Source organism: Arcanobacterium buesumense, assembly GCF_012563545.1.
In the GTDB taxonomy this organism is placed as follows: domain Bacteria; phylum Actinomycetota; class Actinomycetes; order Actinomycetales; family Actinomycetaceae; genus Arcanobacterium; species Arcanobacterium buesumense.
This window is the reverse complement of the sequence record NZ_CP050804.1, coordinates 1,577,697-1,601,878: the sequence shown is the minus strand read 5'-3', so window position 1 is coordinate 1,601,878 and position 24,182 is coordinate 1,577,697. Positions and strand designations below refer to the sequence as shown.

At 49.4% G+C, this 24,182-nt stretch carries 19 protein-coding genes; 13 read left to right on the top strand and 6 right to left on the bottom strand.

The genetic code is table 11. The annotated features are described in order from the left end of the window. Window positions 1-116 precede the first annotated feature (116 nt). Both HC352_RS07425 and HC352_RS07420 read left to right on the top strand, forming a co-directional pair. Entirely contained in the window at window positions 117-2,021 is a 1,905-nt protein-coding gene (locus tag HC352_RS07425) for an ABC transporter ATP-binding protein (RefSeq protein ID WP_168918278.1), read from the top strand. Continuing rightward, window positions 2,018-3,748: an ABC transporter ATP-binding protein gene (locus HC352_RS07420; protein ID WP_168918277.1), complete on the top strand. Its 1,731-nt coding sequence runs from the start codon at window positions 2,018-2,020 to the stop codon at window positions 3,746-3,748. Before HC352_RS07425 ends, HC352_RS07420 begins: the two co-directional genes overlap by 4 nt. Here the strand turns inward: HC352_RS07420 and HC352_RS07415 are convergent. Beyond that, a complete protein-coding gene (locus HC352_RS07415; protein WP_168918276.1) occupies window positions 3,745-4,353 on the bottom strand; it encodes a PH domain-containing protein in 609 nt (202 codons plus the stop codon). The two genes, HC352_RS07420 and HC352_RS07415, sit on opposite strands and share 4 nt — an antisense overlap. A gap of 120 nt (window positions 4,354-4,473) precedes the next feature. On the opposite strand from HC352_RS07415, the gene typA reads away from it, so the two are divergent. The 5 genes from typA (at window position 4,474) to HC352_RS07390 (ending at window position 10,378) form a co-directional block, all read left to right on the top strand. Beyond that, the gene (typA, locus tag HC352_RS07410) at window positions 4,474-6,396 is read left to right on the top strand and encodes a translational GTPase TypA (protein ID WP_168918644.1); all 1,923 of its coding nucleotides are present in this window, start codon (window positions 4,474-4,476) and stop codon (window positions 6,394-6,396) included. 10 nt (window positions 6,397-6,406) lie between these two features. Continuing rightward, window positions 6,407-6,778 (top strand): hypothetical protein, encoded by a 372-nt coding sequence (locus HC352_RS07405; protein WP_168918275.1) that lies wholly within the window; start codon window positions 6,407-6,409, stop codon window positions 6,776-6,778. Beyond that, window positions 6,778-8,463 carry a VanW family protein gene (locus tag HC352_RS07400; protein WP_168918274.1) on the top strand — a complete coding sequence of 562 codons (1,686 nt, stop codon included), beginning with the start codon at window positions 6,778-6,780 and terminating at the stop codon, window positions 8,461-8,463. Before HC352_RS07405 ends, HC352_RS07400 begins: the two co-directional genes overlap by 1 nt. Before the next feature lie 94 nt (window positions 8,464-8,557). Next, window positions 8,558-8,881, top strand: a complete 324-nt coding sequence (fdxA, locus tag HC352_RS07395; protein WP_168918273.1) for a ferredoxin — start codon at window positions 8,558-8,560, stop codon at window positions 8,879-8,881. A gap of 165 nt (window positions 8,882-9,046) precedes the next feature. Beyond that, on the top strand, window positions 9,047-10,378 hold the full coding sequence (locus HC352_RS07390; protein WP_168918272.1) for a citrate synthase: 1,332 nt from the start codon (window positions 9,047-9,049) through the stop codon (window positions 10,376-10,378). Window positions 10,379-10,420: 42 nt separating this feature from the next. Here HC352_RS07390 and HC352_RS07385 read toward each other — a convergent pair whose 3' ends face one another. Next, a complete protein-coding gene (locus HC352_RS07385; RefSeq protein ID WP_168918271.1) occupies window positions 10,421-11,062 on the bottom strand; it encodes a Maf family protein in 642 nt (213 codons plus the stop codon). Further along, entirely contained in the window at window positions 11,059-12,723 is a 1,665-nt protein-coding gene (locus HC352_RS07380; RefSeq protein WP_168918270.1) for a DUF885 domain-containing protein, read from the bottom strand. Before HC352_RS07380 ends, HC352_RS07385 begins: the two co-directional genes overlap by 4 nt. Window positions 12,724-12,837: 114 nt before the next feature. On the opposite strand from HC352_RS07380, the gene HC352_RS07375 reads away from it, so the two are divergent. From HC352_RS07375 to HC352_RS07365, 3 genes are all read left to right on the top strand, one after another. Continuing rightward, the gene (locus tag HC352_RS07375; protein WP_168918269.1) at window positions 12,838-13,878 is read left to right on the top strand and encodes an adenylate/guanylate cyclase domain-containing protein; all 1,041 of its coding nucleotides are present in this window, start codon (window positions 12,838-12,840) and stop codon (window positions 13,876-13,878) included. A gap of 89 nt (window positions 13,879-13,967) precedes the next feature. Next, the gene (locus HC352_RS07370) at window positions 13,968-14,648 is read left to right on the top strand and encodes a response regulator transcription factor (RefSeq protein ID WP_168918268.1); all 681 of its coding nucleotides are present in this window, start codon (window positions 13,968-13,970) and stop codon (window positions 14,646-14,648) included. Window positions 14,649-14,676: 28 nt separating this feature from the next. Continuing rightward, entirely contained in the window at window positions 14,677-15,993 is a 1,317-nt protein-coding gene (locus tag HC352_RS07365; protein ID WP_168918267.1) for a sensor histidine kinase, read from the top strand. 10 nt (window positions 15,994-16,003) lie between these two features. On the opposite strand, the gene HC352_RS07360 is transcribed toward HC352_RS07365, so the two are convergent. From HC352_RS07360 to HC352_RS07350, 3 genes are all read right to left on the bottom strand, one after another. Next, window positions 16,004-17,359, bottom strand: coding sequence for an LCP family protein (locus HC352_RS07360; RefSeq protein WP_211080656.1), 1,356 nt, complete (start codon window positions 17,357-17,359; stop codon window positions 16,004-16,006). A gap of 17 nt (window positions 17,360-17,376) precedes the next feature. Next, window positions 17,377-18,534, bottom strand: a complete 1,158-nt coding sequence (locus HC352_RS07355) for an LCP family protein (protein WP_168918266.1) — start codon at window positions 18,532-18,534, stop codon at window positions 17,377-17,379. A gap of 66 nt (window positions 18,535-18,600) precedes the next feature. Further along, window positions 18,601-19,248, bottom strand: a complete 648-nt coding sequence (locus tag HC352_RS07350) for a TIGR03089 family protein (protein ID WP_168918265.1) — start codon at window positions 19,246-19,248, stop codon at window positions 18,601-18,603. Between the two features lie 172 nt (window positions 19,249-19,420). Between HC352_RS07350 and HC352_RS07345 the strand changes: the two genes are divergently transcribed. From HC352_RS07345 to HC352_RS07335, 3 genes are read left to right on the top strand one after another with little or no spacing between them, the layout of a single operon-like run. Next, window positions 19,421-19,768, top strand: a complete 348-nt coding sequence (locus HC352_RS07345; RefSeq protein ID WP_440130160.1) for a WhiB family transcriptional regulator — start codon at window positions 19,421-19,423, stop codon at window positions 19,766-19,768. Window positions 19,769-19,782: 14 nt separating this feature from the next. Further along, window positions 19,783-22,704: a glycosyltransferase family 2 protein gene (locus HC352_RS07340; protein WP_168918264.1), complete on the top strand. Its 2,922-nt coding sequence runs from the start codon at window positions 19,783-19,785 to the stop codon at window positions 22,702-22,704. Beyond that, entirely contained in the window at window positions 22,701-24,179 is a 1,479-nt protein-coding gene (locus HC352_RS07335) for a DUF5719 family protein (RefSeq protein ID WP_168918263.1), read from the top strand. Before HC352_RS07340 ends, HC352_RS07335 begins: the two co-directional genes overlap by 4 nt. The last annotated feature ends 3 nt before the right edge of the window (window positions 24,180-24,182 follow it).

The following is a 24,182-nucleotide window of genomic DNA, read 5'->3' as shown; positions in this document are numbered from 1 at the left end:
GTACTTAAACAGTTCTGATGGCAAGACTGGGAAACCAGTCTTGCCATCACAACTGTTTTATAACAACAGTGACAATACAGAGCGGGGAATAGGTCAATGAAAAGAGGACATGTAAGATGAAAAAGAAGGCTCATAGTACTGTCACTCAACGTATCTATGAAGTTGGCCCCCAGCCCAAAACATGGCCGAGATTTAGCGATTTTCCACAACAGATTCGTGCAGATAGAGTACATATCATTTCCTCAACGCTGCGAGATAATTGGCAATTACTGACAGTTGCTATCCTCGGTTCCTTACTCATGTTCGTCGGTTCTGCCTTAGTGCCGTGGGCGCTGGGCATTTTCCTAGATTCTGGTATTGAGAGCGGACTGACATCAGCGCTACTACCAGGTGCACTGCTCATGTGCGGAGTTATTTTCGTTCGAGCTGTTGGCAGTTTAAGCGGGCCATTCGTCTTACTCGTGTGGCTCCGTGGCACTTACAGCTGGCGTCGTCGTCTCGTTAGTCATGTCTCTGGGCGACAACTGACTAAAAAAGAACCACTTTCCGCAGGTGAAATTGTTTCGGCAACCACGTCTGACGCTGACAAAATAGGTAATTTTATTAGTGGTATTACACAGACAATAGCGGCAACAGTTGCATTTGCGGTTATTGCAGTGATAATGATCCGTACCAATGTTGCTCTTGGTTTAGTTGTCACACTCGGGCTACCGGTTGTTGTGGGATTAATGAGTTTCTTAATTCGTCCACTCCAACAACGGTTATATGTTAATCGAGAAGAACGCGGAAAGCTGACGACGTTGGCAGCTGATGCCGTGGTTGGCTTACGTGTTATCCGGGGTGTTGGTGGTGAGGATGTGTATAACGAACGCTATCGCGCCCAATCACACCATGTTATGGAAACTGGAATTCAAGCTTCGTTTATCCAGGCTGTGCTAGGCGGATTAACAACTGCCGTGCCAGCGCTATTTTCCGCTATTGTTATCTCGTTAGGGATCTATCAGGTTTATCAAGAGCAGTTAACCTATGGGCAACTTGTTGCCTTTTATGGTTATACAGCCTACCTTTCAGTTCCGGTGTCAGCGGCAACACAATTCTTTCAAGTATTAGCGGATGCCAAAGTAGGTGCTCGGCGGATTTCCCGGATTTTATCCGTTGGTTCGACGACGAACGACGCCCAACTTCTTACTTCGCCACCAGTGATTGACTGGCGCCAAGCAACGCTGACCGATTCCATGACGGGAATAAGCATATATCCAGGCCGATTGACGGTTGTGGTATGTGGCCGGCCAGAGGCTGGTGCTGAGTTCGCGCGGCGTTTAGCACGCACTGACGATTCGTATGATATTCGTGCTGATGATGGCTCTCATGTTGTCGCATTAGCACAACTGCCGTTGCCCGATGTGCGCAATGCAATTGTGTTATCAGATGCTGTGGCACAACTATTTCAGGGGCGGTTGCGATCAAATCTTCAGGGTGCTCGTGCAGATAACTTACTCCCACGGCCCATTGCGGTGCAGATGGCAGATACTGGTGACGGTTCTGGGATTGCAACACGAGAACATAGTTTCCATCCACTAGCAGCCGATGATGCTCAGCTCTATGAAGCGTTAAAGGTTGCGGAAGCCGGAGATATTGTGAATGGGCTTGACGGTGGTTTAGACGGTTACGTAGCTGAGCGTGGACGCTCTCTGTCAGGCGGTCAGCGCCAACGATTGGCATTAGCTCGCGCCGTGCTTACCCAAGCTCCGATTCTTATCGCTATCGAGCCAACCTCGGCCGTTGATTCACATACGGAAATGCGTATTGCCCAGGCCTTGACTCAATACCGGGCAGATAAAACAACACTAGTCGTATCATCTTCGCCAATCATGCTTCACCACGCTGACACCGTCATAATGCTCAACGACGACGGTAGTCAACGATTGCGTGGAACGCATCAGGAGCTGAGTAAAGACCCGTCCTATGTGGCGCTGGTACATCGGCGTGAGGCTAACAGCGAAAGGGGTGAGCAAAAGTGAAACTGCCTATTGCCCAAAACGCTACTATCAGGCGTAGGCTCGTCCAACTCGTCGTAAAATTCAAAACTGATGTTGCTGGTGTGCTCCTCATTCAGTCACTCGTTGCGATAGCTAGTGTTGTTACGCCATGGATCATTGGCCATTCGTTTGATGCTGTCAACGCTGGTATGCCCTTATCGGTTATTCGCACCAATATTATTATTTTGGTTGTAGCGGTTATTGTTCAATCCTTAGCTGCTGGAGCCGGTGAGTATGCTTCTCGAGTATTAGGGCAAAAAGTCTTCCATCATGTGCGCGTCGAATTAGTCAGTGCCGTGACACATTTGCCACTATCAATCGTAGAATCTGCTGGTACTGGTGATCTGCTTGGCCGGACGACAACCGATGTTAACCGTATCGAATTCTTGGTACGCCGAGGGATTTCCCGCATCGTGATGTTAGTGATGCAAATCGTCATCACCGTGATTGCCGCGCTACTTGTGGACTGGCGAGTTGGTTTTGTTGTCAGCTTGTCATTCGTGCCAGTATTTTTCATTGTGCGCCGGTACTTACGACGCACAATTGCTGCCTACCTAGCATCTTCCGCGTTAGAAGCTGAAATATCAGGCGATATTACCGAAACTGTAGAACAAGCTGGCACAGTTGACGCTTTGAATATGCGCGATCATCGTATTTCGCGAACGATGACATTACTCAATGAGCAGTGGACAAATGAGCGATACACCGCCTTAATGCGGGCCATCTTCTCCTTTGCCATGATCGTTGTGCTGTATTCTCCGATGATTATCGCGGTGGTGTGGGGATCCTGGCTTATTGGTTTAGGCTACGTCACGGTAGGTGCGGTGACAACGGTGGCACTGTATGCCCAACAACTACGTGGTCCCATTGATGAGCTTTCTTGGTGGATTGACGAAATACAGTTCGCTGCAGTTGCCTTGGCGCGTATTTTTGGAGTTGCGCAAGTTCGGCCAGATCGGGTGGCTGGTGTAGATTTGCCGATTGGCGAAGCAATCAATATCGAGGAGCTCTCATTCGCTTATCGGGCAGATACTCCGGTTCTCAAGGATGTCACCCTAGATATCAAGCCTGGCGAACGGCTGGCTATTGTTGGTCCATCGGGAGCAGGTAAGTCAACACTAGGCCGGTTAATCGCTGGAGTGACCCCACCATCGTCAGGTCATGTGCGTATTGGTGGTGTTGAGGTGACGGAAATAGAAGAAAAATATATGCACTCCACAGTGGCGCTAGTAACCCAAGAAAATCATATTTTTGTTGGAACTATCGCTGATAATCTGAGGTTTGCGGCTGCGAACGCACGCGATATACGACTATGGGATGCGCTCGATACTGTTGAGGCAACATGGGTGCGTGACTTACCAGATGGTTTAGAAACACTTGTTGGTTCTGGTCACCGTGACCTGCCACCAGACCAGGCACAACAGCTAGCATTAGCGCGAATTGTTTTGCTTGATCCAGATGTGGTTATTTTAGATGAAGCAACCTCGCTACTCGATTCGCGTGCGGCACGTTCAACAGAACGAGCCCTAGCAAAAGTGATGGCTGGACGAACCGTTATCTCGATTGCGCACCGGCTTTATACGGCATACGACGCTGATCGCGTGTGCGTGATGATTGACGGAAAAATAGCTGAGATAGGAACCCATGACGAGCTTGTTGCTCAAGGTGGGCAGTACGCAAAACTTTGGCACACCTGGCAGCAAGACTAAAAGATAAAGGTTGCTACGGCGCAGATAAAAAGAATCAATGTTCCTAAAATTGAAAGCGGAAGGAAGCGCACCGTCGTCGTTTCCCATGTGTCGCCTTCGAGTGCTAACCGTCGTCGTAACGACGAATCAGAGCGGATTGCGTGGGTACGAGCCATTAACGAATCGGCGACGAACGGCAATGGAACGATGAGCTCTTGCGGTTCAGCTGCAGTCCAATCGATCGGATGGGGCAAGCTACGCTTTGGCTCACGCCACGAGTTGTACAACAATCCCACACGGCTTGGCAACACCCACACCGGAATCTTCTTTCCCGAACGTGTGTGAATATAGAGCCCCCAACGATTCATCACTTCTACGACATCTGACCATGGAATATAGTATTCCCGAGCTAAGTTAATGACATGTAAACCTTGTGGACGCACAATAAGGCGAGGGTTCCACCAGCCAACCCAGCCCACAAAAGACAAGAACATGGCAACTGGAAGAGCAAAAAGCAACTCTCGCCATCCGCCGTTCCAAGCCGAAGCTCCAAGGATAACAAGGGATAAGATCCATAAGAGATAAGCCCAAAAGTGGCTGTTTTCACCGCGTAAGGTTACATTCATATCTCTTATTCTCTCAGGTTGTTCGTTCGCTCGCATTTCGTTGTATCTAAGCGAAGTGTATGCCGGTAGCGTCGTAGACTTGCACTAGGTAAAAACAATTTATATCAAGGGACTTTTATGATTCAAACACGCGCCGATTTGCGAAACGTTGCTATTGTTGCACACGTTGACCACGGTAAAACCACACTCGTAGATGGCATGCTGTGGCAAGGCGGCGCATTTGATGCGCGTGCTACAGTCGAAAAAACTGGCGAGCGCGTCATGGATTCGGGGGATTTGGAACGGGAAAAAGGAATCACCATTCTCGCCAAAAACACCGCTATTACCTATCATGGTCCGTCAGCTAAAGATTTCGGGGCGCCAGAAGGCATCACAATTAATGTTATTGACACCCCTGGGCACGCCGATTTCTCCGGTGAAGTAGAGCGTGGACTATCTATGGTGGATGGTGTGGTTCTTCTCGTTGACGCCTCGGAAGGTCCGCTGCCGCAAACCCGTTTTGTGCTACGCAAAGCACTAGAAGCAAATAAGCCGGTTATTACAGTCATTAACAAGGTAGATCGGCCAGACGCTCGGATTTCTGAAGTTATTGAAGAAGCTCAAGATCTATTGCTCAATTTGGCTTCCGATATTGATAATCCGGATCTTGATTTGGATAAAATCCTTGATATTCCGGTAATTTTTGCTGCCGCTAAAGCTGGACGCGCAGATACCGTACAGCCAGAAGACGGCCAACTGCCGGCTAATGAAAATCTTGAACCCCTCTTCCGGGCGATTCTGGAACATATCCCAGCGCCAACTTATGAAGAAGACGCACCACTTGTTGGGCAAGTGACTAACCTTGACGCTTCGCCGTTCTTAGGCCGATTAGCGCTCATCCGCGTCTATTCTGGAGAGTTGAAGAAAGGCGCTTGGGTTGGTTTAGCTAATGGTCCAGATTCGGACATTGAACGTGTCCACATTACCGAGCTTTTACGAACCCAAGGTCTGGAACGTGTTCCAGCCACAACAGCCGGACCTGGAGATATCGTAGCGGTTGCTGGAATGCCCAATATTATGATCGGCGAAACCTTAGTTGATTTGGAAGATCCACGCCCAATGCCTAGGATCCATATTGACGATCCGGCTATCTCGATGACTATCGGAATTAACACTTCGCCATTAGCTGGCAAAGTAAAAGGGCACAAGCTTACCGCACGTCAAGTTCGTGATCGTCTCACACAAGAACTCGTTGGCAACGTCTCGATCCGCGTGCTCCCCACTGATCGACCAGATGCTTGGGAAGTCCAAGATCGTGGTGAACTCGCGCTCGCGATCCTGGTTGAAACCATGCGCCGTGAGGGCTTTGAACTCACTGTTGGTAAACCACAAGTTGTTAAACGAGTTATCGATGGTGTCATTCATGAACCTTGGGAGCGTGCCACAATCGACGTACCAGAAGAACATCTTGGTGCAGTTACCCAATTAATGGCAGCACGTAAAGGCCAAATGATCACTATGTCCAATCACGGAAGTGGTTGGGTGCGTATGGAATTTAGTTTGCCTTCGCGTGGAATGATTGGATTCCGTACACAATTCCTGACACAAACTCGTGGAACCGGCATTGCGGCCTCTATTTCAGAAGGTTACGCGCCATGGGCTGGAACAATTGAATCGCGCAATACGGGTTCACTTGTCTCCGATCGTGCCGGTCAAGTAACCGCCTTCTCACTCCAACGTCTAGAAGATCGCGGAACGTTCTTCGTCGATCCAGGCGAAGAAACATATGAAGGTCAAATCGTGGGTGAGAATCCGCGCAACGAAGATATGGAAGTCAACGTCGTCAAGGCTAAAGAAATGACGAATATGCGTTCGGCTACGGCAGATGCTTTTGAAACGCTTCAAGCACGGCGCAAGCTGACTCTTGAAGAATGTATCGAATTTGCTGCAGATGATGAGTGCATTGAAGTAACACCTGAAGTTGTGCGCGTGCGAAAGGTTATTCTCAATACCACAGAACGTTTACGTGAAGCCGCACGCCGTAAGCGGGCAGCTGGAAAGTAAACACAATAATATGCTGCGCGCTATTAGTGGGATACTAGTTGGAGCCCTTTCTGCAGTATTATCTCTTGTTGCCTATTCCGGCCCGCTTGATCAACCAATTATTGGGTTGATTATGGCCTCCGGGTTAGTAGCTTCCGGTGCCTGGTTTGTTTATCGGATAGCAGATCGGCTCGGTTGGCTGTGCTACGGGCTAACACTGGTTATTGTTACTGGAGTAATGCTTATTACACCACTCAGTGACGATATCTTGTACACTGATCATTCCTGGGCTTTAGAGGCTTGGCTTGTGTTGTTAGCAGTGAGCAGTGTGCTTCCGGCTTTGTTTGATCGTGGTAGACGAGAAGAAGGTTGTCAGACGAGCACTGCAGAAATTGAGAAGTAGTGACGAACCATAAAAATTCTTCGCTAGTGCGATCACGGATGTTCCTCGTGGGCGGAATTTTCGCCATCGTCGTTATGCTATACGTTGGTTTAGCGTACTCGCTAGCTGGGCAAATCCCCGGAGGAACAACCATTTCAGGGGTGGATGTCTCTGGGCAGACGGCGAAACAAGCACGTCATACGTTAGAAACTGAACTCCATGAAGCACTAATACAACCTCGTGAAGTTACTATCGCAGGTATTGACCATGATCAGGCTTTCCTTGATCCGCAAGCAATGCACTTAGCGGTTGACTACGATAAGACACTCACCGGCTTGACCGGTTTTTCCCTAAATCCGGCACGCATCTGGCGGCATTTATTCGGCGGTGAAAACTATTTTGCCTATGTGAGAAGTGATTCTCAAGCGGTTATGGACCAGCTTCAGGCCCTCGCAACTGCGGTGAATCAAGAGGCTCTTGATGCGCATATCACCATTGAACAGGGGCAGGCTAGCTTGTCACAAGCTCGCGATGGGGTTGTGCTAGATGAGCAAGGGGCACAAAAAGTGATTGCTCAATCGTGGCTAGCTGGAGGAGATCCGTTACTTCTTCCCTCAACCTCTCAAGAAGCACACATTACATCCTCAGTGGCACAAGAGTTTATCGACTCGGTACTAACGCCACTATTAAGTGATGACATATCGGTTAACGTGAAAGATCATCTTGTGCAATTGACGCCGGTGAATATTGGTGACTTGATTGATATTACCTATTCAGATTCTGTTGAATTCACGGTAGACGGCGATAAGTTGCGTGCTTTAATCGATAATTTACAGCCAGGTCTATTGGCGCTTCCTTCTGATGCACGGGTTGAAATTGAAAACTCTGCGGTTAAGATTACCCCAGCAAGTGACGGCGAAACTCTTAATGCGCAATCATTTACTGCTGATCTTCGTCAAGTGGTGAGTACAAAAAATAGGACGATAACTGCAAGTATTGATGTGGTTAATCCCCAAGTAAGTACTGCAGATATTGAAAAACTTGGAATTACAGAAATTGTGTCCGAAATTTCGACGCCGATTACCTCAGATCAGGTGCGGACAACGAATCTTATCGTGGGTTCTCAATATGTGGCGAACACACTTGTGCGCCCGGGGGAAACATTTGATTTACAAACGGCACTGGGTCCGTTGGAAGAATCGCGGGGATTTGTTTCGTCTGGAGTTTTTGTCAACGGATTTGCTTCTACCGCATTAGGTGGTGGCTTATCTCAATTGGCAACGAATGTGTTTAATGTTGGCTATCGTGCGGGATTAGAAGATGTCGCGCACACGCCGCATACGGTTTATTATGATCGTTATCCTAAAGGCCTTGAATCAACTTTGTGGTATGACCACATTTATGTGAAGTGGAAGAATACCACCCCATATGGAGTAGTGCTTGAGTCGTTTGTTGATGGTCAAAAGCTTACTACTCGACTATGGTCAACGAAGTATTTTGATGTTTCCATTCATCAAGGTCAACCCTATGGGGTGGTTCCGGCAGAAACGAGGACTAATCCAGCTGCTGATTGTGAACCGTCAACATATAAGAAGGATGGTTTTTCGATAGAAGTTGGGCGAACTGTGTCCTTGCATGGCGAAGTTGTAGAAGATTCACGAAAGGTTGTTCATTACAGCCCTACTCATGCAGTGACATGTCAATAAAATGAGGTAAACGACCGAGAATGACTAGTCGACTAGCGTTATAGCGCACGTGGGCTGATAATTGATACAGCGTGAAGAATAGAAAGAGGATCTCATGACGTACGTAATCGCATTGCCGTGTGTAGATGTCAAAGATCGGGCATGCGTTGACGAATGTCCCGTTGACTGCATCTACGAAGGCGAACGAACCCTCTACATTCACCCAGATGAATGTGTTGATTGTGGAGCTTGTGAGCCGGTGTGTCCAACTGAAGCAATCTATTATGAAGACGATCTTCCACAAGAGTGGAGCGAGTATTATCGGGCGAATGTAGAATTCTTTGATGATTTGGGTTCTCCTGGCGGGGCGACCAAACTTGGCCCGATTGCAAAGGATCATCCGTTAATTGCCGATCTTCCGCAAGGAATCAACGATTAAATCGGTACTATCCCCGATTCAGTCAATGCTTAAGCATGCTGGGTCGGGGATTTTTATTCCACTAATTTATCTCAATATCAAAACATTTTGAAGAAATTGCGGTAATGTGATCTATATCGTACCGATTCGTCGTCGAACGGTAGCGACGATAAAAGGAGGCGGAGAATGGCAAGCAATGCACATCTGGCAGTTGACGGCCAAAATCTGGAACTCGAACGCGTTGAAGCGATATTAGGCAATGATGGTTTTAAAATTAACTCGATGTTAGCCAGTACCGGCACGGTAACGCTAGATCCGGGGTTTACTAATACTGCATCGTGTACTTCAGAGATTACCTATATTGATGGTGATGCTGGAATCTTACGTTATCGCGGGTATCCTATTGAGCAACTTGCCGCGCATTGCTCTTTTTTGGAGGTTGCGTATTTATTGATTTATGGTCAGCTACCTGACGTAGAATCATTGGCATCTTTCACGCATCGGATTAAACGCCATACGTTATTGCATGAAGATTTTCGATCATTCTTTACTGCTTTTCCGTCCTCGGGCCACCCGATGTCGATTTTGCAAGCTGGTGTGGCTGGTCTGGGAACTTATTATGAAGATACTCTCGACCCAACAGATATCGAACAGCGCAACCTAGCTACGGTCATTTTGTTGGCTAAATTGCCCACGATGGTTGCTTATATTTCTAAACGAGCTACTGGGTTGCCGTTGCTATATCCAGATACAGCTAAATCCTATACAGAAGATTTCATTCGGATGACTTTCGCTCTTCCTTACCAGAATAACGACGTCGATCCGATTATCGTCAATGCGTTAGATAAGCTTTTTATTTTGCATGCTGATCATGAACAAAATTGTTCTACGTCAACAGTTCGGTTGGTGGGTTCTTCGCAGGCAAATATTTATGCTTCAGTAGCTGCTGGGGTAGGAGCTCTTTCGGGGCCGCTCCATGGGGGCGCAAACGAAGCAGTGCTGTCAATGTTGTCTCATTTGCGGGACTCTGGCACCCCGATCCGTGATTTCGTCTCTCAAGTTAAAGATAAAAAGAATCATATTAAACTCATGGGATTTGGGCACCGGGTTTATAAGAATTATGATCCGCGAGCCACGATTGTTAAAGGTATTGCCGACGATGTGCTGGGAGCCTTATCTGGAGATGAAGAACTTTTCGATATGGCACGTGAATTAGAGCAAGTTGCGCTTGAAGACGAGTACTTTATTGGACGTAATCTTTATCCGAATGTTGATTTTTATTCTGGTCTTATATATAAGGCAATGGGTTTTCCGACGAAGATGTTCACGCCGTTGTTTGCTTTAGGGCGATTGCCGGGCTGGATTGCGCAATATCACGAGCTTGTGGACGATCCAACGCAAAAGATCGGCCGGCCGCGCCAAGTGTATATTGGTTCACAGTTGCGTGATTGGGTGCCGTTGGGACAGCGCACGAAAAGCTATTCGGGATTTAAAGAACCGTTAGATTACCAAGTGTAGGAGTAGTTGGGGGCGTATGTACATACGCCCCCTTACTTGTGGTTAGTGTGACCAGAACTCCGTGATGGAGTGGCCAAGTTCGGCGAGTAAAGTTCGCAAAAGCGGTAATGATAAACCGACTATGCCGTGATAATCGCCTTCGATTCGTTCGACAAATGGGCCCCCGAACCCGTCAATAGTGAAGGATCCGGCCACATTGAGTGGTTCTCCGGTTGCGATGTAGGCCTCAATATCGTGATCGGTCAGGTGTGCGATATGAACTGTTGCTGTTGAGACGCCTTCAACGATCCTGCCGCTTGCGGTATCGATAACGCAATGGCCGGTATGGAGGTATCCGGCTTTTCCGCTCATTTCTCGTAGTCGTTGACGAGCAATATCGGGGGTGTGTGGTTTCCCGGCGATGCGCCCGTTCATCTCTAGCATTGAGTCACACCCGACGACGACGGTGGGTGCGGGTTCGTCGTTTTTCACTAGTGCATAAATTGCTTGGGCTTTGCTGGTAGCAAGCAGCTGAACTTCTGCCTGAGCCTTTTGGCGTAGGCTGAGCTCTGCATGATTAGTGGCGAAGTCATTGATGATGGCGTCTTCGTCTAAGTCAGCAATGCGGACGATGGGTGTGATACCGGCATTGATAAGAGTTTGCCGGCGGGCCGGGGAAGCAGATCCTAAAAGGAGTTTTTTCATGCCAGTGCCTCACGCAGAACATCTAATCCGACTGATCCAAGAGAAAGTGCTTGGGTGTGCCAATCTTTAAGGTTAAAGGATGCACCGTGTTTCTGTTCTGCTTGGGTGCGCAATTCCTTCCATAACCGATGGCCGATTTTGTATGATGGGGCTTGGCCAGCCCAACCTAGATAACGGTTGAGCTCAAACTGTAAGAAGGAGCGTTCCATCGCAACGTTATCTTGTAAAAACTGCCACGCCACATCACGGTTCCACACCGGACTTATGTGCTGGTAGCGGGAAGGGGTGGGTTTTTCCAGGTGAACTCCGATATCGAGAACAACACGTGAGGCGCGCAGACGTTCGGCGTCTAGGACTCCCATGTAGTCACCAGGTTCATCCATGTATCCCAGTTCGCGCATTAAACCTTCAGCGTATAGTGCCCAGCCTTCGCCATGTCCTGATACCCAGCAGAAATTCCGGCGCCACATATTAAGCTGATCTTTAAGGTAGGTAGCATAACCGACTTGTAGGTGGTGCCCGGGCACTCCTTCGTGATAGACGGTGGTCTTTTCTTGCCAGGTGGTGAAAGTGTCCGTGCCGTCGGGAACCGACCACCACATGCGACCCGGGCGCGAGAAATCATCAGCAGGACCGGTGTAGTAAATTGCTCCGGTGCCTGAAGGGGCGATCATGCATTCGATTTTTTTCATCGGGGCCGGAATTGTGAAGTGAGTGCCGTCGAGGTCATGTAATGCTTGATCCGATATTTGCTGCATCCACTGTTGGAGTTGTGTTGTTCCGTGGAGTTGGCGGGCAGGATCATTATTAAGCCGTTCCATTGCTTGGGTAACATTTACGCCTGGGCCGTAGAGCTCTTCAGAGATGCGAGTTTGTTCGTTGATAATCCGATCAAGTTCGTAGAGTCCCCACTCGTATGTTTCATCAAGATCAAGACGTGCGCCGACGAACTGTCGTATACGGCGTTCGTAGCGCTCGCGGCCAAAAGCATCGCGCTCGCTGCCGTGGGGTGCAATATCAGTACGCAAGAAATCGCTGAGTTCGCCATAAGCTTTGCGGGCTAGGTTAGCTCCTTCATTGAGGGTGGCCGCCAGCTGTGGATAGGCGTGTGCACCACGCTGAGCAAGGGCGGTTAGTGCGGAAGCCTCGCTAGCAACATGCATAGCTTCAGCAATAGCTAACTCGATTTGTCGGCTTGCGTGAGCGGGGCCTTGGTTGGTACGTAAAGCTAGGGTTTGCTTCCATCCGGCTAGTGCCTGGGGGATGTTATGTAAACGAGCGGCAATAAGCTCCCAATCGGTTGCAGTATCCGTAGGCATAAGATCAAAAACTTCGGTGATGCCTTGCAGCGGGGTAGCGATGTTGTTGATGTCGCCAAATTCGTAGGCGTCGTAATCTTCTAGTTCAAGACCTAGTCGTTCACGCATAGCTGCGACCGTGACGCGATCGACGTCGTCAACTGGGGTAAGGTGGGCTAATTGCGCTAGCGTGTCACGTTGAATATCGGCAATGTACGCCGATCCTTCCGGAGAATAATCGGAAAAAGTTGATTCATCGGCACCGGGCAGTCCAAGGGACGTGACAGATTCGGGGGAGTTATCAAGAATTTGTTGGCTGAATTTATTAGCAAGTTCATCAATTTTTGTTACTGGTCTAGTCATAGCTATAGTCTACCGGCATACGAGGCGAAGAAAATAGTAGTACTCTAGGGTGGGTGTGGATAGAAGATGGTGTGAGTTTTCAAAAATGGGAAAAGTTGCTAAAGTAGTGATGTGATGCTGGACACACATGATGATAATTCGGAAGAAGAGCTGACGACCGTTGAAAAACACGCTCGACGGCTCCTTGGCGGTGCCCCAAAATATGCGGTGCATCAAGCTGCTGAACTAGCTGGAATGGATGTTGACACAGTTCGTCGGTTCTGGCGAGCCATGGGATTTCCCTATATCTCCAATCCAGATAGTATTCTTTTCACGGAATATGACATTGACGTGATGCGCGCCCATCAAGATTTTGTCGCGCGTGGAAAGATGGACGAAGATACTCAAAACTCCCTTATTCGTGCCCAATCTCATCTCGCGGATCGTATCGTTTTATGGCAGTACGAAGCGCTTGTGGAAGAAGCTGAAAATCGGTATGGACTGGACGAAGTGTCCGCCCGTTACTGGGTTCTTGACCATATTCAAGACTATGAACAGTTTTTGATATATCAAACAAAATATGCCTGGCGCCGCCACTTAACTGCGTTCTTGCGACGCACCGAAGTTGAACTAGAAGGCATGTCCTACGCTGGCGATGAAGCGATGCCATTAACTCGTGCAGTCGGATTCGTTGACCTTGTCTCGTTTACGCAGCGATCTGGTGAATTATCTCCCCACCAGCTTGTCGATTTCATCCAAACTTTTGAATTTACTTCCCGTGATGTTATTTCCTCATATGGAGCTAGGGTAGTTAAAACTGTTGGTGACGCCGTGCTCTATATTTCTGACGATCTAGCAACTGGCGCAACCGTCGTATCGGAAATTGTTAAAGCTTTACGTGCAACTCCGGGGATGCCACACGTCCGCGCTTCGATGGTCTGGGGTGGATTAGTCTCCCGATTTGGGGATGTTTTTGGCCCAAAGGTCAATCTTGCGTCCCGACTGTGCTCGATAGCTCCAGTTGGGGGAATCTTAGTGGACCGGCCAACAGCAGAAGCCTTAAAAAAGCTTGACGAACATGCTTATCGTATTGAACCTTTTGGTACTCCAAACTTGCAAGGAATTGGAAGTATCGATGCTGCTCAACTTCACGTCGTCGAAAAACCCGAATCCTAATCAGCATAGCTCTGAATATTCCTTTACTATGGGAATTAGTGGTATATACGGATATACTGTTGGTTCTAATACAAATAAAGGGAATAGAAATGACGAATGTACTAATAGTTGAAGATGACTCGGCCATTTCCGCTCCACTTGTGCGCGCATTATCGCGTGAAGGATATGACGTCACCGCAGTGGATACCGGACAGGCAGCAGTTAATTTAGTGAACACACCGATTGATTTAATGGTCTTAGATCTCGGCCTACCAGATATGGACGGGCTAGATGTGGCACGTGCAGCACGCACCGCGGGACAAACATTCCCAATTTTGATACTTACTGCCCGAGCTGAAGAAGTCGACATGGTTGTTGGTTTAGATGCTGGAGCAGATGATTACGTTACCAAGCCGTTCCGGTTAGCTGAACTGTTGGCACGCGTGCGTGCCTTACTGCGTCGCTCCTCAGCAATTGATGAACCGGCAGATACGCTACAAGCGCAAGACGTCACCATCGACATTGCTGCACACCGCGCCTACATTGACGGCAAAGAGTTACAGCTAACAGGTAAAGAGTTTGAGCTCCTGACAATTTTGATCCGCTCGGCTGGCTCGGTTGTTTCGCGCGAAACGTTGATGACGACGATGTGGGGCAAAGATGCTGAGAAGTCAACGAAGAAACTTGACATGCACATATCGTGGTTGCGTCGCAAACTTGGTGATGATGTCACTGAGCCACATTACATTTCAACTGTTCGCGGGATGGGATTCCGGTTCGAAGTTAGATAAAACTATCTAGCCCCAAAGAAGGTGTGGGATGCGCGAACGTACTATTACTCTAGTACGAGTTGCTGTTGCAGTGTCCGTGTTATTACTAGCGGTTCCAGGCATGCTTTTGGGAAGCTATTTGATCTGGAAAGACGCCGAAACAACAGTTGAAGTGAGATCGCAAGCTGTCGTAGAAGTAATTGGTCGGCTAGAGCTGAATAATTCTAAAGTGTGGCCCAATCTGCTTGATTCTCTGGCAGAATCCTCGCGTCTATCTGGAGTTCATATCTCGGTAACATATCCAGACGGACAAACCATTGAGTCGCTTAATCCAGCTGTTTCTTCCCGCTTTGAACTGCGCAGATTCTCACCCCAAGGCGCGCTCGTCACTATTTCTGCACCAAAATATGCAGCGATAGCGAATATTGCGCGACTTCTCGGAGCAGTAGCTATTTTGGTGGTCGCTGCATTTCTGGTTGGGGCATACTTTGCTCGGCAACGCGCTCGCATCCTATCCGACCCACTTGTCCTCTTAGCTGCAACGGCCGAACAAATCGGAGCTGGTCAGGTCCGTCCCCGGATGCCAGCATCCGGTATTGAAGAAATTGATTTGGTCTACCAAGAGCTAGAACGTACGGCCAGCCGGATGGCCAGCCGTATCGCTGCTGAGCGCCAATTTGCCGCCGATGCCGCGCATCAATTACGCACTCCACTGACTGCGCTATCGATGCGCATCGAAGAAATCCAGATGCTCGCCGATGATCCAGATATCGTAGAAGAAAGTGAACGAGCACTTGAACAAATAGATCGTCTTGGCGGAGTTGTCACAGAACTGATGCGTACCTCAACCACCGGTACCTCAGGAACTACTGAAATAGTGAATCTTCGCGATATTTGTACTCAACAATACGATGAATGGGAGCCAGTTTTCCGCAATGTTGGGCGGACATTGGTCTTCAACGATGGGGATTATGAGCAGATTTTAGCTACTCCTGGGTCACTGTCACAGATTCTCGCAACCCTTATTGAGAACTCATTAAAATACGGGGCTGGTACAACAACAATTACGCCAATCAAAGCTGGGCGTATGGTGCATATCAAAGTTCGTGATGAGGGCCCTGGAGTTCCTGATGAGCTCGGTGATTCAATCTTCCTCAAAGGCGTTTCAACTGGTGGGTCAACCGGAATTGGATTGGCGGTAGCCCGAGAATTAGCTTCAAATGATGGGGGACGTTTAGAACTCACTGTTCGTAAGCCAGCTGAGTTCACCCTTACTTTGGCAGCGGCGCCCCAACAGATGGAAGCTAGCCAACATAATGGGCACGCAACACTCATATCGTTACGTTCACGCCGTCGTCGTCGCTAATCCTTTGGCATTAATCTGAGAAGGAAGCGAAGGAATCCTTCGTTACACTGCCGTCTGTCACTTGCGACCAAAATGTAGGCCCAACATCCTCGTCTAAAAGAACATAGGAAGCCCCGTCGAAGCCCATGTAATTAAGTGAACTGATTGGCGGTGGCCCCATCGCACCGTCTGGCCCCATGGCATTACGCAATGCCAAGCCAGCCCACGCTACATCGAAAAGCGAATCATTGGTGTCAACTGTCAAAACATCACTCGCTGCGCCGACTAACTCACGCTGTTTGAACGGATTGAGGAAGGTAGATACGCTGGCCGCCTTGCTAATAATTTTCGATACGACCTGGCGTTGGCGTGCCGTACGGCCAATGTCCCCGAGAGGGTCTTCATAGCGCATACGGGAAAAAGCTAGTGCGGTTGTGCCATCAACATCGTGACAACCGGCTTGCCAGACAAGCGTGGAGTACGGATCATCAACATCGTAGTCGAGACAGAGGTTAACTCCGCCTACCGCATCAGTTAATTGCTTAACTCCATCCATACCGATTTGCACGTAGTGATCAACGGTTAAACCAGTTAATGATTCAACAGTTCCAACTAAATACTTATATCCGCCAATGTTAAGGGCGGCGTTGATCTTTCCAGAGTCGCCATCTGGATAGTCCACCAACGTGTCACGCGGGATTGAAACCAACGAGTTAGTGCCCGATTCGGGAACCTGAAGCAGCATGATTGTATCGGCACGATGCCCCTCAGTTGGATCGGAAACAACTCCACCGCGTTCATCGGAGCCGACGATTAAATAGGTTGTTCCTGGGGTGTCAGGACGGCCAGTAAGTGCCGATAAACGCGTGATATGCGAATCGCCAAAACTATAGAGATAGTAGATCCAGATAAGTACCGAAAGAATAAAACATAAGGCAATAATGCCTGTTGAACGAGCATAAAAACGCCAAGTGCGTGTTTGTGTTCCGCGAGTAGCGATAAAGCTCGCAGGCGATGAAACTGGTGAGCTCATCCGGCTCACTGGCGCGGGCTGATTAGCGTGTATTGGTGGTGGAGCTGGAGTAACTGGCTGTGGTGGTGGGGCAATCGGTGTGGGCCGTTGCGTGGCCGGTGAGGCCTCTGTGAAGGCGGAACGTCGTATAGGGCCACGTGGACCATTCGGACGTGCCGAAGAGCGCGGAGTTGACGCCGGTGGAATAACGGCCGGTGTTGGGCTAGGTCCAGCCGTTCGCCGAGGCAGACGTCCCGCTGTGGGCGTCTGAGGCGGAGCAGGGCGTGCCTGCGCTGGCCGCCCGACTCGACGGGCGCCTTGTGCGCTGGGACGGTTACGACGTTTGCGAGGCTCAAATGAAGGAGGCTGAGTCACTGATCATCCAATCGGTCTTAGTCCGCAATACCTGAGCCAATAGATTTTGTAAATTCATCTAATTGCTCAGGGGTAACACTACGAACAATATCTGGACCAGAATCGGTTGCTGAGGCGTCCTCGGGGATTGGAAGATCATTAACAAGGGCATCCCAGACGCGCTGTGCATTTTGTGATGGACGAACCCGTGCACCATCAGGATAATACGGCATCGTTGCAAAATTAATCGCATCAGGATCTACATTGCGCAGTGAATAGGCAAGTCCACCAAGCCATTGAATATCTCCCAGACCACTGGAAAGATCCATGTGGCTGGTGACATCTTTCAGGATTCCATAGAGTGTTGGAATATCGGTGAATACATTGAGCGAGAAGGTCTTTTTTGCAATCGCGGTAACAACTTGGTGCTGGCGTGAGATACGGCCAATATCAGATCCGTCTCCAATAGAGTAGCGAGCTCGGGCAATACCCAATGCTTGGGTGCCATTAAGGTGATGACACCCGGATTCTAACTGGATACCGGAATGTGGATCATCGATTGCTTCGTTGAAACACATATCGATTCCGCCAATGGTATCGACAACATCACGGAAAGAGTCGAAGTTGAGAACGGCGAATCCGTCAACGTAGACGCCCGTGAGTTCTTCAACCGTTCGCAAGGTACATGCGGCAGCTTGAGCAACGCTTCCGCCGAAGGTACCTCCGGTAGAGAATGCGGCATTGAACATTGCGTCATGCTGTGGATAGGACATATCTTCGTTGCCCATAACGCACGGTGGGATGTCCACTAACGTGTCACGTGGGATGGAAACGACGTCAATGCGCTGCCGATCAGCGGAAATATGCATCAGCATCGTGGTATCGGAGCGTTGGCTACCGCCGTCAGCCAAGTCAGCCCCCAAAAGTAGAATGTTTAATGGCTTGCCGGCTTTTTGATCAAGTGGAGCTTGGTTTTCGGTAGGCCGTTCTTTTTGTTGTACTAACGCGGAAAGATCGTGTTGCACGATAGAACGTTGGAGTTCGTAAACCATGGTGGCTAACGCACTGCTACTAACAAGAGTGAAGGCCAAAACAGCTAATCCGAAGATGCGTAAGCGTTTGCGCCATGGGCCACTTTTACGCTGATGCGTTGCTGAGCGGTGGGGGAGTTCGGCGGTTGAATTCGACTTTTCCACGCAATGCTCCTGGTTCTTTTCGCACGGTCAATTTTACTCCCCCAAGTCACGGGAGAATATACGTCTTTAAATTATATCCCACGCATGCGCATTTTCTGTGGCAAGAATGTTTTCAATATTGTTTTGTGGGGTGATAATCACTAGGGCGGCATGGTTGAAAACGGCCCCAGCGAATTGCGCGGTAAGGCGCTGTGGGTCATCTGCGCCAACCGCATAGGTTGAAAACGAGGTGGGTGGATTCTCAACGGCGATATCTTGAGGAGTGAAGGTTGTTAAGTCGATAGTGTCTGGGTAGCGCATAGGGGCACTAGCGGCGTCTTCGTATTCATCGGGCAGGTCTCCGGGCCATGCGAAAGCTAGTGGCGCAAGAGTTAGTGCAAGGTGGGTGGCTTGATCTTGTGGTGGTGTGGGGTGTGCAGTGACGACGACGTCGTTCCAGGATAATTCGGTAGGTGTGTAACTGACATGGCATCCAGCAACGTGGCCAGCTAGGCTCCACAACACTGACTTCCAGTGTGCCGGGAGGTCAAGAAAAAGATGGCTATCCCCATCAACTCCTAGATCGTCGGAAAGGTATTGGGCAATTTTTGATATGTGCATAGCGCATACTTTGCCCGATAACTCAATGCGTTCGGATACGCCATACCAAATTAAGGCAGGTGAAGTTCCGCGTTCTAGCAGTGCTTCCATCAGAGTGTGGGTGCTTTGATTCATGATAACTCGTTTCGTATTTTAAGTCCGGTTCGCGTAATTGGAATAATGCAAGTCAATTAGTAGATCTGTGATTATTTCGAATGCTAGAGGGCAGTTTGCCTTATCGCCTTGACTTTTGGGGTATGACACGCGTGTAATTTACATAGTGCAATATTTTCGAAGGGATCTTGGTATGTGGGATATAACGGCTACGACGGCGGAAGCTTCTTCCGATGCTCGCAGCGCCCAAACCCTCATGCAGGGTATCTTTAACCTCGGGTACGGTACGCAGGGAGCTGAGGATTTAAGCTGGATGGAAGAGGCGCTATGTGCGCAAACCGATCCAGATATTTTCTACCCGGAAAAAGGTGGCTCCACGGCGCCAGCCACATCAGTATGTGCAAGTTGCTCAGTGCGCGCTGAATGCCTCGAATACGCTGTGACTAACGATATCCGTCACGGTATTTGGGGTGGTACTTCTGATAATGATCGTAAGCGAATAGCTCGCGAACGAAAGGTAGCCCAGGGCCTGCGTGGGTAAGGCTTAGTGTGAGTATGCAGGAGAAAATCCGCGATCAAGTCACGGCTATTGTGCTTTCACAAAGCCGTGATTTTCCATATCTAGCTCAAACTCTTGCGGCTATTGCCGAGCAAACGCACAAGCCTGATCGGGTCATTATAGGCCTGGAGCATGAAGCTGAACTGCCATTCTTACAGCGGGCATTACCAATGGCTGAGGTTCGGATTGTGGGCCAGCAACCTTCGCTAGGAGTGGCGATTACACAGCTCCTAGCAGAGGTGGAATTGACTGATAAATGGCTTTGGATTGTGCATGCTGATTCCGCTCCAGAACCCTCAGCGTTAGACTTTCTTCTCCGTACTGGAGAAACATCTCATCAGATTGGTGCCGTAGGCCCAAAGCAAGTGAGCTGGGATGAAAATCCACGCCAGCTACTGGAAGTAGGTATTAATGCTACCCGCTCTGCTCGCCGAGTCCCGGAAATTGAGGCAGGAGAGCTGGATCAGGGACAGCTGGATTATCGTACTGACGTACTTGCTGTCGGCAGTGCCGGAATGCTTGTGCGTACTCACGCATGGCAGCATCTGGGTGGATTTGATCCTCGCTTAGGTCCTTTTGGCGACGGTTTAGAGTTTTCGCGCCGGCTTCGGATAGCGGGATATCGCGTCGTCGTCGAACCACGAGCAGTGGTACGTCACGGTCAAGTTTCCCTGGGACAACCTCTTGTCACATCCTTTGCCCGCCGGCGTTCGGCTCAACTTTATAACTCGCTTCTTGCCGCCCCCGCATTACTGGTACCGCTTCTTTGGCTGGGATATGTTGTCGGGAGTATTCCGCGCGCTTTGTTGCGATTGCTCAGCAAAGATGCGGCTTATGCACGTGCTGAATTGGGTGCTGGATGGGCAACCATCGCCTCTCTTAAAGCAGTAATACGAGGACGATTGCGTATCCGCGCTGTTCGCCAAGTTCCCCGCAAAGCATTAAAAGAACTCGAAGCAGCGCCTTGGGCTATCCAACAAGCAAAACGTCATTCTCGGCGGGCACATGCAGATGCTCGTTTTATGGCTCAAGTGCCAGACCAATTCACTATTAAAGAATACGCACAATATCGGCGGGTAAGCCGGATTGGTCGTGCTATCGCCATCGTGGGAGCTCTTGGCCTTGCGGGGGTGTTGTTTATTCCCGTGGCATTTAATGGTGCGCTGAGTGGCGGTGATTTAGCATATGGGTCACAAACTGGCCTTGATCTGATTCGGATGGCACTGTCAGGATGGATTCCTGCTGGGGATGGCTACCCAGGAGCCGTCGATCCGTTATGGGTGTTCGCCGCATTGCCCTTGGTTATTTTCCAGCCCTTGCATCTCACGATAGCTCAGCTAGTGACCATCATGTTGTATTGTGCATTGCCACTGGTTGCTTTACTGGCTTATGCCGCATTGGGACGGGTTATCGTTGGCTGGCAGGCACGGGTGGTGCTCACACTTGTTTGGTTGGTTTCTCCGCCCTTCCTCGATGCCTTAGCTAGTGGCAGAATCGCTGGAGTAGTGGCATATATCGGTCTTACTGGATGTGCCTACGCTATTGGCGGTTCGTGGCGTGGGTCGGTTCGAGACAGTGGCTTTTTAGCATTTTTTGCCATGGTTTCTTCGCTGGCATCTCCACTTTTTGCACTTATTATCGCTGTTATCGGCATTGGCAGTTTCGTTTGGCAAAAATTTGCGTGGCGCTGGATTTTCATACCTCTACCGGCGCTTATCATTCACCTTCCAGGCTTGCGATATGCCGGGTGGCGTTATCTCCTGACGATGCCAGGCAACCCAGTTTCTTCCCAAGCAGATCCAGTCGACGTTGTATCGCTGGTTCCTTATGAAGTAATGTCGTGGGATTTTCCGGCCATTTTGGCCTATGTCTTGCCATTGATGATTGTTGTTGTTGCGGTGATAGCACTTGGGCGGCTTACGTTATATGGGCGGATTCGTCTGGCATGGTTGTTTGCGATATTGGGTCTTGTCTGGGCCTTGGTGACGACGCAGTTCGCCGTGGCAACAATGTATCTTTGGGCTGGATTTGGCCAAGAGCTTGCCTGGATCAGTCTAGTGATGGCGATAGCTTGTGGTTTTGCCGGGACGCGTTCGTGGCTGCGATCATCCTCCTTTGGTATTAAACATCTAAGTGTTGGTGTTGTCGGTGCCGCATTGTGTTGTGGCTTAATTGCAACGGTAACGCATTTCGTTCTGGCCAGTTCACAGATTCGTCAACTACACCCGCAAACAGCTACGCTTCTTCCTGCTATTGGAATTGAAGATCAGCGAGCTGGAGCAAAAGTATTATCTTTGGAACCGACGCCAGCAGGTATCGAAGCTGAACTATGGCGAGGTTATGGTATCGAGCTAACGGATAGAACGATGGTGGCACAAGCCCGTCCAGCTGATTCGCAGGCCCGTGATCATCTCGGCCAAACAGTTGCCAATATTATGGGCCGTTCGGCTTCAGTTGCTATGGATCTCCAGGCGCATGGAATATCTCTGATCGTGGTGCCAGTGAGTGAAGATTTTAATCGGGTTGAACTTGTTGGCGCGTTAAACGCAATCACTAATATCTCGTATGTTTCTGGGCATGAAGCTGGTGATTTTTGGCGGGTAGAACCAGCTGAAGATGAAATAATTATTGCTCGAGCAGGCCATGCTCAACATGTCAATCCGAGCTCCACAGATCGCATAGTCGTGCTCGGGGAACGTTTCTCGCCACATTGGCATGCCAGTATCAATGGAACTGAAATTGCTGGTCATAAACGAGATTGGCAGCAGGTATTTATCATGCCGGCAGGCTCGCATGGTGAATTAACTGTGACCTATAACGATCGAATGCATGCGCCGTTAGCGATAGGACAGTTGGTGGCGATGATTATTACAACTATTTTCGCCGTTCCGATTACCCGCCGGAGGTGGAGTCGATGAGAATAAAGCCAATTGTGTCGGGTATTGCGGTTCTGGCTTTAGCTAGCGCGGTAGGCGTTATTGCGGTGAGCCTTCCTGCGCCCGCCGAAATGGCGGCTAAAAGTACTGAATATGTTCCAACAGACCAAACATTTTCATTAGCCTGTTTAGGCGGAGCTATCCGTACAGTGGCGGAGGGCGTTAACGTTACAAATGAAGCTGAATCTATTACCGGGCATGGAGTTGTTTTTGTTGACGGCGCCCACTGGTTTGATATCCTTACCCAAACTGATCGTGACTCAACTACCGTCGTTCCTACAGCTGTGTCAGAACTAGGTGTCACTGACGCTACTGGTGTTGTTTATGCGACTAACGCACAGGTACAGGATGGCCATATTACTGGCGCCTCGACGGTGCAAGTTGGTGGCGGAGATATGCGCGGTCTGGCAACGAATCCCTGCCAGTGGACTCGGCAAACTCAATGGCTCGTAGGCAGCCAATCTGGTGTCGGGACCTATAACGTGTTAAGCCTATTGAATCCTGGAGACAATCCGATCACAGTTTACCTTAGAGCTTTTGGTCCAAACGGCCCCGTGGAAGTTAGACAACGTCAACAAATCAGCGTCGCTGCGCGTACAAAAATAACTGTCAATCTTGATGGTTTACTTGATGATACTAGCCAATTAGCTCTCGAATTATCATCAGACTCAGGGGCATTTGGGGCATCGATGCAAACAAACGTATTATCTGGGTTTACCCCACAAGGGCTATCTTTTATCGGACATGCCGCGCTCGGGCGAGAAGTGTTTATTCCAGGTTTTGAGGTCAGTGAACCCCAGGGCAGCGCTGTTAAATCTGACGTCCAGTCATCTGCAGAAGGTGGCGAATCTCCGGAAAATTCTTCAGATCCGGGACAAACGACAGCAACATTACGGTTGGTTAATCCGCATGAGAATGACACAACAGTTCACGTCGATCTCATCGGTGACAAAGAGTACCCATTGCCCGGTGCTGATAACCTCGTTATTCCAGCTCAATCCGTACTTGATTTGACCCTTGATGGTATTGATCCGGGTGCTTATACCGTGCGCGTTAGGGCAGATGAACCAGTGACCGCTGCGATTAATATGTCGCTCACCTACGGGGCATTGACTGACACAACATGGATTGGCGCTCAAACTCCGATCCAAGCTGGTGGTGCAGCCCTCAATGGCTCATCAACATTGATGATGAATGTTCCTTCTTCTACCGCAGTGACTGTCACTGGCTATGATATTCACGGTAAAGAACAATATCGGAAAGTCGAAACGGTAACGCACACCGCCGCGCTGACCTTACCTGACGACCTCGAGTTCGTCTGGATATCGGCTACTAATCCGGTAGCTGCTGCAGTATATTCCACTGCAGATCTCAATACTGGACGAGGAATTAACGTCATCGGTTTGACTGCGCAGGGAGCCGATGCTCAAGCGATGCGGGTTAGCGTTAATCCGTAAAAG